The sequence below is a fragment of the Paenibacillus sp. J22P169 genome, assembly GCF_059691995.1.
In genome coordinates, this window is record NZ_JCAUAO010000003.1 from 432,193 (window position 1) to 447,887 (window position 15,695).

Consider the following 15,695-nt stretch of genomic DNA (forward strand, 5'->3'; position numbering starts at 1 on the left):
GTGGCGGTGCGTTCATCTATCAAGAAAAAGTCGGAAAATAACTGGCTGATCATTCTGTTCTTTATTGTTCTATCCATCCTGTTCATCTATCCGATGCTGTACGTGATTTCGGTCTCACTCTCCTTCGACGGGGACATCGCCAAATATGGCTATAAGCTGATTCCAGAGCGCGTTACGTTTGTCGCGTATTCGTATATTTTTCAAACGCCGAAGATGCTGCTTCAATCCTATATGGTTACGATTTTTGTGACGGTCGTAGGAACCGTGTTAAGCTTGATACTCACTTCTTCCTTGGCTTATATTATGACTCGGAAGGATTATCGTTATAGCAAAATCACAGGTTACTTCGTTTTCTTCACGTTACTCTTCAATGCTGGATTAGTTCCTTCGTATATCGTTATGACCAGTGTTTTACACCTGCAAGATACGATTTGGGCCTTAATTCTTCCTTATGGGGTCAGCGCCTGGTTTACGATGCTCATGAAGGGCTTTATGGATGGGTTGCCTTTTGAAATTATTGAGTCTGCCAAAATCGATGGATCTTCCGAACTGAGCACCTTCGTACGAATTGTTCTTCCACTTTCGAAACCAGCCCTAGCGACAGTAGGTTTGTTCTATGCCCTGGCTTACTGGAATGATTGGTGGCTTGCCATGCTGTATATTCAAAATGAGAATCTGATTCCGCTTCAATACTACTTGCAGCGAATCATGTCTAATATCGAGTTTTTGACGAAAAATATGCAAGCAGGTATCAGCATTGATATGAGTGCGATTCCAGCTGAATCTTCCCGTATGGGAATTGCCATTTTGGCAGCAGGCCCGATGTTGTTCGCTTTCCCATTCTTCCAGAAATACTTGATTAAAGGATTGACAGTTGGCGCAGTAAAAGGCTAACTGAGTGTAAGTCCAGTAACGTTTGTCAATCCGAATCCGGATCGGATGATAATAAATTGCACTTCTTAATTGCACATTTGTCTCATTTGTACCATGACACTAGGAGGGTTCGATCATGAAAAATAGAACATTAAAAGCTTTGTCACCCGTCATTGTAAGCTGCGTGTCCATCAGTATGCTGCTTAGTGCTTGTGGATCCAGCAATAATAGTGCATCTCCTTCTCCAGCTAGTAGTAGCGCAGCAACACCTGCAAGTAGCAGCGCGTCATCAGTACCAGCAACAGCGGAGCTTAAACCATATGAAATTACCTGGTATTTGCCGCAAAGCGTATTCCCTGATGCGAAGCTGGTTCAAGATGCGATGAGCAAAATTACCAAAGAGAAAATCAACGCAACATTGAACATTCAATTGGTTGATTGGGGTACGTACGATCAGAAAATGCAAGCGATTGCAGCTTCTGGAGAGAAAGCGGATCTCATTTTCACATCCAACTGGACGAATGACTACCTCCAAAACGTAAACAAAGGGGCATTCTTGGATATTACCGATCTGTTGCCAAAATACGGTCCAGATATTCTGAAGCAAGTTCCACCATCTGCTTGGGATGCGGCAAAAGTGAAGGGCAAGCTGTACGGGATTATTAATACGCAAGTTCTGGCTCGTACGCCAGGCTTACTGATCAACAAAACATCCTTAGACAAATATGGCTATAAAGCCGATCAGTTCAAAACATTGGCCGATTTGACGCCGTTTTTCGAAAAAGTGAAAGCGTCTGAGCCAGACAAATATCCATTCAGCCTGAAGGGTGATACGGATGTTATGGGGAACTACGGCAGTGCCATCGGTCTTGAATATTTCTCACAAAAGAACCCAGGTGTAGTTCGCATTGAAGATGCTTCCTCCAAAGTTGTGAATTTGTATGAGACGAAGGAATTCACGGCCTTTTTGAAACAAATGCGGGAATGGTACTCCAAAGGCATTATTCGTAAAGATGCAGCTACGATTAAAGATACGAACTCGGATGAACTGGCAGGCAAATATGTATCCTCCACGTTCACGGTCATCAATCCGGACTCGGCAGCCAACCAAGCACAACGCTTCGGTGGTGGGAATGCAGCGAATGTAGCAGCAGTGGAGTTCTCTAAACCTTATATGAGCACAGGCTCCATTATTGCGACCATGACTGCGATCTCCCGCACATCCAAAGACCCAGCAAGAGCGATGATGTTCTACAATTTGATGTACTCCAATGCGGAACTGTTTAATTTGATGAGCTATGGGATTGAAGGTAAGCACTATACGAAGGTTTCGGATGGTTTGATCAAAAAGATGGACAATGCCGGCTACTGGGTAGATTCCGGTTGGGAGTACGGCAACATGTTCAATTCGTACCGTACAAGTGAAACACAGCCGAAATGGTTCCCAGCAGGACCTGATAAGAATGCCGCAGCGATTCCTTCCAAAATTCTCGGTTTCTCCTTTGACCCAAGTAACGTGAAGAGTGAATTGGCACAAACGGCATCCGTTGTGGATGAATTCTATGCGGGATTGATCACGGGGATTGCTGACCCAGAAACAACATTGCCAACGATGAATGCGAAGCTGAAAAAAGCAGGCTTGGACAACATTTTGGCTGAAATGCAGAAACAAATCGATGCTTGGAAAGCTTCGAAATAAACGATAGGGAGTTACACTTACACACTTACACCTAATCACTTACACCAAGAAGGAAAGCCGCTACTCATCTTTTTAGAATGATGATAGCGGCTTTTTTTCTAAATAGATACCTACATATTTTCAACCAATGAGGAGGTTTTAGTAATGAGAAAAGCATGGGGTGCTAGTTTGGCACTCATCGTAGCAAGTGTATCTGTCCTAACAGCAGTTGGTGTTCCAACAGCAAGTGCAGATTCCATCACCACCAATCATGCGAAGAGAATAGTAAGCGCATACAAAGGGACGTGGACATCGCCGCCGACGGATAGCAATTTCGGAAACACGACCAATGCACCGTTGTTAGGCAATGGGGATATAGGCGCGGTTATGGTCGGCAATATCGACGCGATGACCATTGCGCTTGGGAAGAACGAATTTTTTTCCGTTGCTGAGCGTCAATTGAAATCCATGGCCAGAATGGGTATTGCCGTTTCAGGAATGACCGGCGCGTCTTATCTGACCGAGCAAAAGCTAGCGAGCGCACAAGTGGACGGCACATTCTCGCTGTCGGGAAATACGATCAACACGACGAGCTGGGCGCAGTCGACGGACACGACGAACAATTTGTACTTGACGAAGTTTACCTACATGGGCAGCGGCTCTAAGACGGTCACCGTCTCGCTGGCTCCAGCTAATCAGAACACTTTTACAAGTACGGCAGGTTCTTCAGGGGATATTCTGTATCGTGATGTTCGGGCAGACAATGCGGATACCGTTAACGGTATCTCAACCGTCAAAGCGCGTGTTGCAACTCGGGTTATCGGGACGACTGGAACGATCACGGGTGGGCAGCTGCAATTTACACTTACACCTGGCAATACATATACACTCGCTACAAGCATAATGAGCAATAAAGATTCAGCGAATTATCAAGCTCTTGCGCTAAGTAATATCAGTTCGAAAACACAAGGTGATATCGATTCACTGAAAGCAGCGCACCAAGCGTGGTGGGATAGTTTCTATAGTAAGTCGTTCGTCGAAATTCCGAATAAGACAATCGAGAAGTCCTTCTATGGTTCCCTCTATTTGCTGGGAAGCAGCTCGCGAACAGGTGAAGCGCTTCCGGGATTATGGGGAGCATGGATTGCCCGTAATTCGGACTGGGGCGGCGATTATCATCTGAATTACAACACAGAAGCACCGTTTTATTTTGCGATGCCGACGAACCATGTTGAATTAGCTAATGCTTACGACAAACCAGTGCTCGACTGGGTTCCAAAAGCACAAACAGCAGCGACAAACGCAGGATTTACAGGCGTTTATTATCCAGTTGGTATCGGTCCTTTCACGATGGATACGGATGGTAATTATCATAATCAGAAAACGAATGGCGTGTTCGGTGCGACAGTGATGCTGGATCATTACTATGCGACAGCGGATACGGCTTATGCGAATACGATTTATGGGTTTTTGAAAGAAGCAGCGAAGTTCTGGCAGAACTATTTGACCTGGGATGGTTCGAGATATGTGATTACGAACGATGCGCAGCATGAAGGCGATGTTTATCCGCAAACGAATGGCGTGATGTCACTCGGCTTGGTGCGATATGTGCTTCAAGGTTGTGTGGATATCAGTACAGCTCTTGGAACAGATACTGCTTTGAGATCTACCTGGCAAAATATTTTGAACACGCTTAGTCCATTCCCGACGCAGACGAGAAACAGTCAGACGGTATTCCGCTATACGGAAGTAGGGCGGGATTGGAGCGGGGATAACGCGATTGGTATCCAGCACATTTACCCGGGACGTCAGATCGGCCTTTCCAGCAGCTCGACTTTGATTCAGACTGCCAAGAATATGATTGGCCAAATGGCTCGCTGGACAGATGGCAACGGAACGAATACGTTTTACCCTGCAGCAGCGCGAGTTGGTTATGATCCGGCGACGATACTGAGTCAGCTTAACTCTTTTGTCAGCAGCGCGAGTTATAACAATTTGCATATCAAAACAGGTGGCGGCGGCATCGAGAACTTCAACGTTGTTCCGGCAACTTTAGCAGAAATGATGCTGCAATCGTTCCAGAACAAGATTCGCGTGTTCGCGAACTGGCCGACAGGTACGGATGCGAAATACGGTGATTTCCGTGCAGACGGCGCGTTCCTCGTTTCGAGTAGTAAGAAGAATAATCAAGTGGAATACGTTCGTATCATCAGTGAAAAAGGCAAAACAGCCATCGTTGCCAATCCATGGAGCGGGCAAACGGTACGTGTTTACCGCAACGGAGCAGATGCAGGGACGATGTCGGGCGCCGATTTGACGATTACAACATCGGTTAACGAGACGATCCACCTTGCACCAGATGGAACTTCGTTATCAACGATTACGACGGCGATGAACCAAGCGTTAGGGCAAGTTATTGTAGAGACCGTAACTGCAAATCCGACCAACAGTCCTGCTGGCGAAGAGAAGGAAAAAGCTTTCGACGGCTCCTCTGCTACCAAATGGCTGGTTTTCGCCAACGCGGGCTGGATTCAGTATCGCTACGGCTCACCGAAAGTCATCAATAAATATGAGATCACGTCAGCGAATGACGTTCCAGCGCGGGATCCGAAGAATTGGACGCTGAGAGGCTCCAATGACGGAAACGTTTGGACGACGCTAGATACGCGTACCAACGAAACGTTTGCAAGTCGTTTACAGCTCAAAAGCTATACATTTACGAATAGCACAGCTTATACGTACTATCGGTTGGACGTATCGGCTAATGGGGGAGACGCGAATCTGCAAATTGCGGAGATCGCCTTCATCGCATCAACAACGACGCCGACCAATGTGGCTTTGAACAAGACAGTGACAGTTAGTGATGAAATTAATGCGACCGAATCTGGGGCGAAGGGGATTGATGGAGTGGGCACAACCAAATGGACGTCCCAGCCGATCAATCTTGTCCCAGGAGACAAGTGGCTGAAGGTCGATTTGGGCACGAACTACGCGATCACTCGCTGGGTCGTGAAGCACGCGAGCTCGAACGGGGAAGCGGCTAGCTACAATACGAAGGACTTCAAGCTGCAAAAGAGCAGCGACGGTACGAATTGGACCGATGTGGATACCGTGACAGGGAACACCGCAGCGACAACGGATCGCAACGTAACGTCATTTTCCTCGCGTTACGTCAGACTGTACATCACGACGACGGTTCAAAGCGATGCCGGGTACGCCGTGACCCCTGGTGATCGCAGCAACGCACGTATTTATGAGTTTGAAGTCTACGGAAATTAACAGCAGGAGCATGGACGTCCATCCCAGTATTGGGGTGGGCGTTTTATTATAAACACTAACTTGTCCCGCCTCAGCCAACTTCGCCTGTGGCCTTAGCTTTCTCAGACTACCTATCTGCTCGCGCCGACAATAGCTCACTCCCCACCATAGCTCATTCGCCATCTCTACGTAATTCACACCATATCTCACTCGCCATACTCTACTTAATTCCCACCATAGCTCATTCGCCATCTCTACTTAATCCCCACCATAGCTCATTCGCAATCTATACTTAATCTACACCATATCTCACTCGCCATCTCTACTTAATCCACGCCAAAGCTCACTCACCATCTCTACTTAATTCACACCAAAGCTCATTCGCCAAACTCTACGTGATCCGTACCCATACCTCACACGCCATACTCTACCTCCGCCACCTTCCGAGCCAACCCTAGCTCTCTCGCAATACCCCCACCTTCCCGCGCCAACCTTTGCTCTCTCGTAAACTAGATGGATTTTATGCAGTTAATCTGGCCGAATAACGGCGTATTTGCGGATTAGATGGATTTTCTGTAGTTAAATTTAGCTATATTGGCTAGAATGGAGCGTTATCGGAGGAATTAGCTACATAATTTCCAGTTAATTCTAATTTCACTTCAATTTTGCTGAAATTAGCTGGAGTTTTTCCAGTTAATCCATTCATCAGCGATTTTGTCATAAAGAAATAGCGTACAAACTGATAAAGTTTGTACGCCACTCCTCTACACACGCTCCCGCACTTATTCCCGCGCCACTCTAATAATCACAAGCTCCTTCGGCTGCACTTCCCCAGAGATCTTCCCTGACTCTACTTGTAGGTCAACTGGCTGTCCGTGCCATAATTCAGCGATACCCTTCAATTCTGGGTAGCTGTGCACTAGCAACTCCCCAGCAATGGTTTCATCCGTATCGTTATAAAGTGTATAAATCACACTCGACTCATCATCGGATGGAAACATGTTGCAGTATAAGCCACCTCTCAGTGTTGGATACAGCGGCAGCGCCTTACTACTTTGGTAGTTGGCTTTATTCGCCTTCCACACTTGCTTCCATTTCTTAATTTGAGCTTTGTGCTCGGCATGATAAGGCAACCAGCTGCCGAATACATCCTGCCAGATCAGAATCCCTGTCCCGTTGAAAATAGCTCGCTTAATCAGCAAATCCTTACGGACGCCTACGTGCCAGCGAGAAATAATCGGGGAGAAATGCTCGGTCATGACGTAGCGGAAAGCATCCACCTCAGGCATCGATTCTCGATTTTTGAATTGATTCCAGGAACCGGTGATCAGCTTGATTTGATTCCTTTTCTTCGGGCGAACCTCCGAACAGAAGACAAAGCCCGGCTTAACTTCGTTAATCGCTTCGCGAAACCCGTCAGGCACGCTATCCATCGTATCTAGGAAAACACCGTCGATATCGGTTTCCCTAACAACCTCAACGATGCTGAAGGTAGACTGTTTGGGAGATTCATCAAATCCAATGTCCCACGGCTTGAACGGGAGAAATACCTTGACATCCTTCGCATGAAACTTCGCAACAAGCTGCTTAAGTCCCGTCATGCCGCCCGGAAAATCCTCGAAAAACTGCCACTGGTTTCTACGATCTACGCCTAGGCGTGGATATTGGTGCCAGAGCAGCACGGAATCGTAACCGCCGAATGCCTCACCTTCCGCTAAAAAGCGATCGACCTCAATCTCGTGCGTCTCGAAATTGTAAATCTCTTTGCTATACAAGTAAGTGAAATGCTGAATAAACGTGTCCCTGTACCACTGCAGCTCAGGCCGTTTATACTCCTGGAAGTTAATCGGCATACGAGCTTCTTGACGCCACGCGCTGAAAAACTCCGTCCAGCCGTTATCAATAGCGGTGAATTTAATTTCCATCACATCAGCCAAAACCTGATCAGGACGAAGCAGGAAGCGATGCCCCTGCAATTCTTTTAACGTAGTCCAAGGCTTCATGTCCATATTGCGATTTTGGACCCAGATGAACCAATTTTCGTTCAAATTGGGAAAGGCTAAACTGAACCCATGCTGCTGATTGGGATGAAAGATGCCAAGGGGCATTGTGAATTCAACATGCATTTGAACAATGCTACTGCCATCTCGCTTGGATTGAGGGTTTGATGGGAAGAAGTAATGATTGTCTTCTCCCTCTACGAGTTGAAGCTGGGCAAGATAAGGCATGCGCATATACACTTCGCGCGGCCCCCATTCGTCCCATTCTGCTGCCAATTGGATTAGGAAACGGATCGACTGCTCCTCAAGATGATGCAGAAAAATCACTTTTGCGAACAGTTTATTTTCCCCGAGTTCAACGCTAAGTTCGACGGAGAGCATCTCTTCCGTAAGATCGGAGACTGTATCTACTTTTTCAATCGACCATTGGCTTGCTGGAAGCGAATGACTGCCCTCCAAAACCTCCATAACGAATAATTCCCGCTGTTCAGCGGATAAGTTCTCGCGGACAGGAATCGCATGATGCTTCAGATTATGCAGCGCTAGGTGATCGGTAAGCTGAAGGGTGAAGCCCATTTTTTCGTTTTCAATGGTGATGAATCCGGTATGGTTATCTGTTCGTATCATGGTGAGCCTCCTTCACACAGCGGAATCCGACAGTTTCACAGCGATTCAAGCCTTCATTCAACAATTGAAATTTCAGATGGAAATCGGTTGGGTGCGGGCCACCCTCAGCGTGCCAAGTATGCTGGGCTTTGTAATAAGAGCCGCCGCGCAAAAAGGTGAACTTATGCTGCTCGTCATCCACGACATCGGCTACCCATTCCCATGTGTTGCCGCTCATGTCGAAGCAGCCATAGGGGCTAACTCCTTCCGGATACGCGTCAACAGGTTGTGTGTCCTGCCCAGCGTCATGGCAGCGATCCGCTTGAAAAGCCGTGCCCCACGGCCATTTGAATTTGTGATCTCCGCCTGCCGCGAGCTGCCACTCGACTTCGCTCGGAAGCCTGCTGCCATAATGAGAAGCGTAGGCCTCAGCATCCCGTTGGCTAATCCAGATGACAGGGTGATGTTCCTTGCCGATAGGAGGCTGCTTGTCCTGCCAATGCTTAAGGAAGTTGGTGTCGTCGTCTGGCCAATATCCGCTGGCAACGAGAAATTGTTGAAATTGGAGGTTGGTCACAGGGAAGCGATCTATATAAAAATCAGATACGGTCACGAATCGAGGACCGTGATCACATTGGCAGTCCCCTTCCATGATGCGGTGCTGCACGCGATAAATGTAGGATGTGCCTGGAATGAAAACGCGTTCATCGTAGTTTGTGTCATTTGCAATTGGAGTGGAAGTCATGGGTAATCGTCTCTCCCTTAGGACAAGTTATAATGAGCTTTGAAATACATAAGCTAGTTGACAACGTTCACTAAGACCATTTACAATCAATCACAATCATATTTGATTAAACGGTTAACCACAAGCAAATAATTTTGGAGGACTGATTTTTATGAAGAGTACCTTTCAAGATTGGATGGATTCTGCTGGTCAGATGGGCACATGCAAAGAGACCATTGTTGAGCGTGTGATCGAAGATCATGCAGAGTATTGGGCGATGTACATGGAAACGGAGCTATTGCCTGGCGAGTGGGTGAAAACGTTTTTATGGTTAGGCTTCCCGAAGGGTGCGCATGCCTGTCCAACCGTTATGCACATTCACGGCGGGGGTAATCAGACGTTAAACCTTGACCATGTCAAGCATTTGGTGAGTCAAGGATATGTTGCTCTAAGCTACGACTGGAAGGAAGAAATCAGTGGAGCGGACCGATTTAGTGATTTGGCAAATATGCCACTTTCTGATATGGAAGATGAATATGACCCTTTGCAATCGGTCATGCTAACGAGAGTAATTCATGCTAAGAAAATGGTTACTTGGTTAAGCTTGCGTGAAGAGGTTGATCCCCATCGGATTGGCGTATTTGGTATATCCAGAGGCGGCAGCATTACATGGCTGCTGAACGCATGGGACGATCGGCTGAAGGCAGCCGTTCCGATTTACGGCTGTGGCAAGCATTTGGCTCCCGGAAGGCTGAATCGTAATATCCGAAAGGCACACAGCTTAGAGGATACCTTCGAATGGAACAGCATGTTGGACGGTGTAACGTTAGCTTCACGCCAGCAAGCGCCTGTTCTGGTGATGTCAGCCACCAATGATTACTGGGGTTGGATGGACGCCATTTGCGAGGCAACGGTCCAAATTCCGCAAGAAAAGCGAGGCTTATATTTCGCGGCGAATCAGAATCATCAGCTTGACCCATGGGCTGGGGACACATTAGATCACTGGATGGCTGTGCATGTAAAAGGGGAAGATCAGAAGCGGCAATCGCCGCGCGCCACCTTTAGCATTTCACACACACAAGGCTATGACAGCTTACAGGTGAATGCCATTTTAGATGCGTCAACTATGCTCCCAGAGAAGCTCCGCTTCTGTTGGTCTTGGTGGGACTTCAGCGAAGTGCTTCCACCGGGGAGGTACTGGCATGTCGTGGAGATGGATGCTGCTGCAGAAACTAGCATGGAGATTCCCGTCGTGGATTCACAAATAAGCGGCTACTTGTACATAGATGCCGTATACGCAGATGGCGTCAAAACGAGCACCTTTCCTGTTCGCTTCTCACCGGCTTATATCGGCGTGAATCGCACGATAGAGAAGACTAGCCTCGTATTGGCAGATTTCTCGAAGGGTCTTGATGGGTGGAGTTGCCCATTCATGCGAACAGAGCCCTATGATGCTGAATTTCAATATACCTATCTTGAAGATCCACAGGGTGGTAAGTCTTTGGGTATGAATGAGCCGGAAATCCCGTTTCAGCTAGCGACGAATAAGCTAGTGGACCCGATGATGGCAAGCTTAAGTGATGCGAACAAGCTGCATATCCAGCTGTATAATGAACTACCTGGGCATTGGGCAGTCACCTTGTTATACCGCCCTGATCAAGCCGGGCAAAAAATGTGGACCCATGAGCTCACCGTCAATCCGGGGTGGTCGGAATTTGACCTACATCGGGGCGCGTTTCATAGCGAGGAAGGCACGGAGCTTCCCTACTGGGATAAAGCACATAGGATAGTAATTTCCTTCCAAGGGTTATCAGAAATTGGTCCAATCGGCAGTTCAGCAGTTGGGAAAATTTTATTCACTTAGGAAAAAAACATAGATTGACACCGTTTTCATAATAGGATATTCTTAGTTTGCAAGATTGCTTAATCGGTTAAGCAAGTTGATTAATCGGTTAATCATTGTAGTAGGTAGAAAGGGGTTGAATCCGATTAGCATGAGTTCCAAATTGAAACAAATGTGGACAGACAAGACACTTTACTTGATGCTTCTTCCTGGCTTGGTCTATTTTATTATCTTTCATGTATGGCCGATTATTGAGATGAAACTTGCCTTCTATGATTTTCGCATTATGGGAGATAACGTTTTTGTAGGATTCAAATATTTCCGCGAGTTATTCAGCACACCCATATTTGCTCAGGTTCTTAAAAATACATTAATCATCAGCGCAATGAAAATGTTTCTGATTTTTCCAATTCCCATCATTTTTGCATTAATGCTGAATGAGTTCATGAATGGCAAATTCCGCAAAGCGGTACAAGTCATCTCGTACTTGCCTCACTTTCTATCGTGGGTCGTTATCGCGGGGATCTGGTTCGAGTTCCTTTCCAAGTCGACCGGTGCTGTGAATGGATTAATAGAGTTCTTCGGCTTCCCAGCGCAAGACTTTTTAACGGACAAAGACTCCATTCGATGGGTGCTTGTCGCAAGTGAAGCATGGCGTAACATTGGCTGGGATTCGATTATCTTCCTTGCAGCTATTCTAGGCATTAACCCAAGTCTCTATGAAGCAGCGTATGTCGATGGAGCAAGTCGCTGGCACATTATCACCCGTGTAGTGCTTCCACATCTTTATGTACCTATGGTGACCATTTTCATTCTAAACGTTGGTTTTATTATGAATGCAGGTCTGGATCAGGTGTTAAACTTCACGAACGATTCTGTGAATAGTCAGATCGACATTATTGATACTTACGTGTATCGGGTTGGTTTGATTAACGGTCAATATTCTTTTGCCACAGCAGCGAATTTATTCAAAAGCGCAATTGGTGTAGTGCTCGTCCTATCTACACATTTCATTTCCAAAAAACTCACCTCAAAAGGTGCATGGTAAGGAGGCAGTTTCATGGTAGGTAGAAAAATTACCGTACCCAAGTTGTTGATCGGGGCCATATTATCCGTCCTTACATTGACGATGTTTGTACCGATTATGAACATATTTGCTAAAGCGTTCTCTAGCCCTGATAAAGTTCGCTTTATCCACGGCTATGATATTTGGCCAAAGGGCTTTTCACTTATACACTTTCAAGTTGTATTCAGTAATGAATTGATCGGCAGGGCGCTTGTGAACTCCTTGTTTATCACTATCGTAGGAACTTGTTTCAGTGTTTTCTTTACAACGATTACAGCCTATGTGTTGACCCGCAAAAATTTGGTAGGTAAGACACCGCTGATGATTTTCCTCATCATTATTATGATTTTCGAACCTGGGATCGTACAGGAATATATGGTGATCAAAGATCTGCATTTACTTGACAGCCTCTGGGCTATGGTGATCTACCGCACGATTAACGTGTTCTACCTCATCATTATGATGCGATTCATTGAGGAGATTCCCGAGTCGTTGCTGGAAGCCGCTAAGATCGATGGCGCCGGACATATGCGTATTTTCACTCAGATCGTTTTACCGCTTTCCAAAGTTCCCGTGTTAACCATTAGCATGTTTTACATTGTGGCTAGATGGAATGAGTTCTTTAAATCAAGCATTTTTCTTTCCAGTCGTGACAATACGGTCCTGCAAGTACTGCTCAGACAGTTCATCGTAGAGGGTGACACCTCGGCTCTGGTTGGTTCAGCCAATCTATTGAAAAATAACAACATTGCTCAGCTCGATTTTTCAGCTTTAAAGGCGGCAACGATTGTTATCGCCATGATTCCGATTCTTTTGCTTTATCCCATTATTCTGAGGCATTTTGCAAAGGGTGTAATGGAAGGCGGCATTAAAGAATAGATGCAAACCACATAAGCTTTTGCTTACGATGCCAGTTATTCTGGCGAAAAACTTTTAGGAGGAAATACAATGAAAAAAGTGCTACTTACGTCGGTTGCAGCTTTAATGATGCTAACCACAGCGTGCAGTTCCGGGGGGAACAAGACAACTGAAACAACGTCGCCTGCAGCTACTAATGCAGCGGCACAAGGTCCAGTAACACTTAGCATTGTGGCGAAAGATTTCGCGGCAGATGATCCTAACGTACAGAAGTTGGTTAAAGGCATTGAAGAAGGTATGAAAGCAGAAGGCAAAAACATCAAGCTGCAAATCGTACCCGTGCAAAGCGGAACATACTCCGAAAAGCTAGGACTTTTACTGCAAGGCGGGAATATTCCTGACTTGATGTATTTCCAAGGTGGAGACTATCAATTTGCAATTACACAAAAGATCCTAACTGACTTGACGCCTTACATTGAGAAATCAACGCATGTGAAAGCTTCCATGAGCGATTTTAATAAAGAAAGAATGAAGAACTACCCTTACCTGTTATGGCTATCACCGATTAATAGTGCCGTCCCAGTTGTCCGCCAAGATTGGATGGATAAAACAACATCAGGTAAAGAAGTTTTAGCGAATCCTACTCCAGATAATTACTACACGTTCTTTAAAGAATTGAAAGAAAAGAACGGCGCGAAATATGCTTATACAACGGCTGGCAACTTAGATGAGTTAGATGTCATGTTTGCACAAGCATTCGGATTGACATCCACATGGCTTAAAGGTGCTGATGGCAAGTATGTATACAGCAGAACAAGTGCAGCTGAGAAAGAAAAATTGGCCTTCTATGCGAAGCTGTACAAAGATGGTCTGTTGGATCCAGAATATTTGACGAAAAAGTTTGATACGAAAGAAAAAGCTTTCTATGATGGCCAAGCATCGGTTGTCGCTGGTACACAAGGTAAAGTTATTGATATTTATAACTCCAAGATGACCGCACAAAATGGCGCCAATGCAAAGCTAACTCCGCTTCCACCTGCTAAAGGAAAAGCGCAAGGTTATACGCCGGTTGACATCAGTAAAGAAAGCCGTGGATTTGCGATTTCTGCAGGTTCCAAGAATAAAGACGCAGCATTCTCAGTACTTGAGTATATGGCTAGTCCAAAAGGTCAACTGCTGGACAAGCTGGGTATCGAAGGTCAAGAGTATACCATCGTTGATAATAAAATTAAATTAACAGATAAATTCGCTTCTTGGTTCCCGCATTTCGTAGAATCAACAATCAATTTCAAACCAGACAAAGCGTTTGACCCAGCTACGCCTTACCTATCAGCTCCGGCAACGAAGTCTTTGGAAATGTTCTCTTCGATGTCCACCAAAGATAATGCTTTCATTCTTCCTGCGGATTTAGCTGGGAAATGGGATGCAGCCCTTGCGGTATACAAAGGATTTGCTGCGGATGTTGTGACAGGTAAGAAAACAGTGGCTGATTTCGATAAATTCGTAGAGCAATGGAATGCTGCTGGCGGTAAAGACGTAACAGAATACGCGAATAAAACGATCAAATAAATAGAACTGCAAAGTGTGGGGCAGGGATGCCTCACACTCCCTGTAGAGGGAGTGGAGAGAAATGATTACTTTTGCTGAGAGAGTCAAAGGTGTTGTGTTCGGAACGGCTTATGGCGATGCTATGGGCGCTGTTGTAGAGAAGTTAACGTATGGTGAGATTAAAAGCAGGTACGGTCGCGTGGATACCACGATGACCAAGTGGTGGAAAGCCGATTGGCCGGAAGCTGCAAGGCTTGGCCGAATGAGAGGCGAAGGTATCGTGACCGACGATACATTAATGACGCTTGCTCTGATGAACGTTTATTGCACGGAACAGCGTCATCTGGACGCTTATGATCTTGCCAATGAGTTCGTGAAGGAAATTGCCTTCCGACCTAGATATATTCCGGAGTTTGGTAAAGAAGCGTTAATTATGGATAGACTTTTCTATCCCGAGAAGCACATTTTCAATCGTCATGTATTAGCCAATTGTGAACCGCGGGAAGGCGGCTACGGTAACATGGTTAACTGCGGCGCGGCGATGTATATTGCCCCGATCGGTATTGTTAACGCATGTAATCCTAAGGCAGCCTATGACGAAGCCATTCTTTTTGCCTCTGGGCATCAAGTTAGCTATGGCTTAGAAGCGGCTGGCGTGATGGCTGCTTGTGTAGCCCAAGCCTTCGTTCCAGGCACTACAGTGCAAGATATCATAGTTACGGCTTTGCGCTATGCCAAAGATGGCACGAAAAAGGCTATTCAAGACATCTGTCAAGCGGCGGCTGAATTGAAACAGGAGAAAGAAGATCGCGATAAAGTCGTAGCTCGTTTTCATGCAGTTATTGCTCATTATTCTCCTATGGGAGACGATGTGACGCGAAGCATTGATAAAGTAGGCATTCCTTCTAATCATTATACGCCTAGTCGTTTATTTGCAATTGAAGAACTTCCTCTAGCTTTAGCTTATATCGTTTTACATGATGGAAATCTGCTGGAAGCCGTGAAAGATGGCGTCAGCTCCGGCCGCGATACCGATTCGATTGGTGTTATGATCGGTGCCATTCTCGGTGGTGTGCAAGGTGTATCAGCGATCCCTGAGTCGGAGATTGCTGTGTTGGAATCCGCGAATAAGCAAGACATTGAGACGAATTGTGAACGGTTTGTCGATGCAGCAACAGCGATTATTACCCAAGATTTAGAAATGAACATGCGAAGACAAGAACAACTTCGTTTTAAATAAA

10 protein-coding genes are annotated in these 15,695 nt (G+C 46.0%); 8 read left to right on the plus strand and 2 right to left on the minus strand.

Translation table 11 applies throughout. From position 1 onward, the window contains the following. Window positions 1-6 precede the first annotated feature (6 nt). From AC58QG_RS19675 to AC58QG_RS19685, 3 genes are all read left to right on the plus strand, one after another. On the plus strand, window positions 7-894 hold the full coding sequence (locus AC58QG_RS19675) for a carbohydrate ABC transporter permease (protein ID WP_497363827.1): 888 nt from the start codon (window positions 7-9) through the stop codon (window positions 892-894). 115 nt (window positions 895-1,009) lie between these two features. Next, entirely contained in the window at window positions 1,010-2,572 is a 1,563-nt protein-coding gene (locus AC58QG_RS19680) for a DUF3502 domain-containing protein (protein ID WP_497363828.1), read from the plus strand. A 144-nt stretch (window positions 2,573-2,716) separates the two neighbouring features. Continuing rightward, on the plus strand, window positions 2,717-5,830 hold the full coding sequence (locus tag AC58QG_RS19685) for a discoidin domain-containing protein (protein ID WP_497363829.1): 3,114 nt from the start codon (window positions 2,717-2,719) through the stop codon (window positions 5,828-5,830). Window positions 5,831-6,591: 761 nt separating this feature from the next. On the opposite strand, the gene AC58QG_RS19690 is transcribed toward AC58QG_RS19685, so the two are convergent. Beyond that, window positions 6,592-8,436, minus strand: coding sequence for a hypothetical protein (locus AC58QG_RS19690; RefSeq protein ID WP_497363830.1), 1,845 nt, complete (start codon window positions 8,434-8,436; stop codon window positions 6,592-6,594). Further along, window positions 8,420-9,160, minus strand: coding sequence for a formylglycine-generating enzyme family protein (locus AC58QG_RS19695; protein ID WP_497363831.1), 741 nt, complete (start codon window positions 9,158-9,160; stop codon window positions 8,420-8,422). Before AC58QG_RS19695 ends, AC58QG_RS19690 begins: the two co-directional genes overlap by 17 nt. Window positions 9,161-9,311: 151 nt before the next feature. Between AC58QG_RS19695 and AC58QG_RS19700 the strand changes: the two genes are divergently transcribed. The 5 genes from AC58QG_RS19700 to AC58QG_RS19720 all read left to right on the plus strand — a co-directional run bounded on the left by AC58QG_RS19700 (window position 9,312) and on the right by AC58QG_RS19720 (window position 15,694). Beyond that, window positions 9,312-11,003 (plus strand): dienelactone hydrolase family protein, encoded by a 1,692-nt coding sequence (locus AC58QG_RS19700; RefSeq protein WP_497363832.1) that lies wholly within the window; start codon window positions 9,312-9,314, stop codon window positions 11,001-11,003. A 130-nt stretch (window positions 11,004-11,133) separates the two neighbouring features. Further along, window positions 11,134-12,030, plus strand: a complete 897-nt coding sequence (locus AC58QG_RS19705; protein ID WP_497363833.1) for an ABC transporter permease — start codon at window positions 11,134-11,136, stop codon at window positions 12,028-12,030. A 12-nt stretch (window positions 12,031-12,042) separates the two neighbouring features. Further along, the gene (locus AC58QG_RS19710; protein WP_497363834.1) at window positions 12,043-12,927 is read left to right on the plus strand and encodes a carbohydrate ABC transporter permease; all 885 of its coding nucleotides are present in this window, start codon (window positions 12,043-12,045) and stop codon (window positions 12,925-12,927) included. 69 nt (window positions 12,928-12,996) lie between these two features. Beyond that, window positions 12,997-14,475 carry an extracellular solute-binding protein gene (locus tag AC58QG_RS19715; protein ID WP_497363835.1) on the plus strand — a complete coding sequence of 493 codons (1,479 nt, stop codon included), beginning with the start codon at window positions 12,997-12,999 and terminating at the stop codon, window positions 14,473-14,475. Between the two features lie 61 nt (window positions 14,476-14,536). Further along, window positions 14,537-15,694 (plus strand): ADP-ribosylglycohydrolase family protein, encoded by a 1,158-nt coding sequence (locus tag AC58QG_RS19720; RefSeq protein WP_497363836.1) that lies wholly within the window; start codon window positions 14,537-14,539, stop codon window positions 15,692-15,694. Window position 15,695 lies beyond the last annotated feature (1 nt).

What these genes read in the sequence shown, in the direction of transcription:
- AC58QG_RS19690 (WP_497363830.1), bottom strand. Translation starts at nt 8,436, where the DNA reads ATGATACGAACAGATAACCATACCGGATTCATCACCATTGAAAACGAA.
- AC58QG_RS19705 (WP_497363833.1), top strand. Translation starts at nt 11,134, where the DNA reads ATGAGTTCCAAATTGAAACAAATGTGGACAGACAAGACACTTTACTTG.
- AC58QG_RS19680 (WP_497363828.1), top strand. Translation starts at nt 1,010, where the DNA reads ATGAAAAATAGAACATTAAAAGCTTTGTCACCCGTCATTGTAAGCTGC.
- AC58QG_RS19720 (WP_497363836.1), top strand. Translation starts at nt 14,537, where the DNA reads ATGATTACTTTTGCTGAGAGAGTCAAAGGTGTTGTGTTCGGAACGGCT.
- AC58QG_RS19695 (WP_497363831.1), bottom strand. Translation starts at nt 9,160, where the DNA reads ATGACTTCCACTCCAATTGCAAATGACACAAACTACGATGAACGCGTT.
- AC58QG_RS19710 (WP_497363834.1), top strand. Translation starts at nt 12,043, where the DNA reads ATGGTAGGTAGAAAAATTACCGTACCCAAGTTGTTGATCGGGGCCATA.
- AC58QG_RS19715 (WP_497363835.1), top strand. Translation starts at nt 12,997, where the DNA reads ATGAAAAAAGTGCTACTTACGTCGGTTGCAGCTTTAATGATGCTAACC.
- AC58QG_RS19700 (WP_497363832.1), top strand. Translation starts at nt 9,312, where the DNA reads ATGAAGAGTACCTTTCAAGATTGGATGGATTCTGCTGGTCAGATGGGC.
- AC58QG_RS19685 (WP_497363829.1), top strand. Translation starts at nt 2,717, where the DNA reads ATGAGAAAAGCATGGGGTGCTAGTTTGGCACTCATCGTAGCAAGTGTA.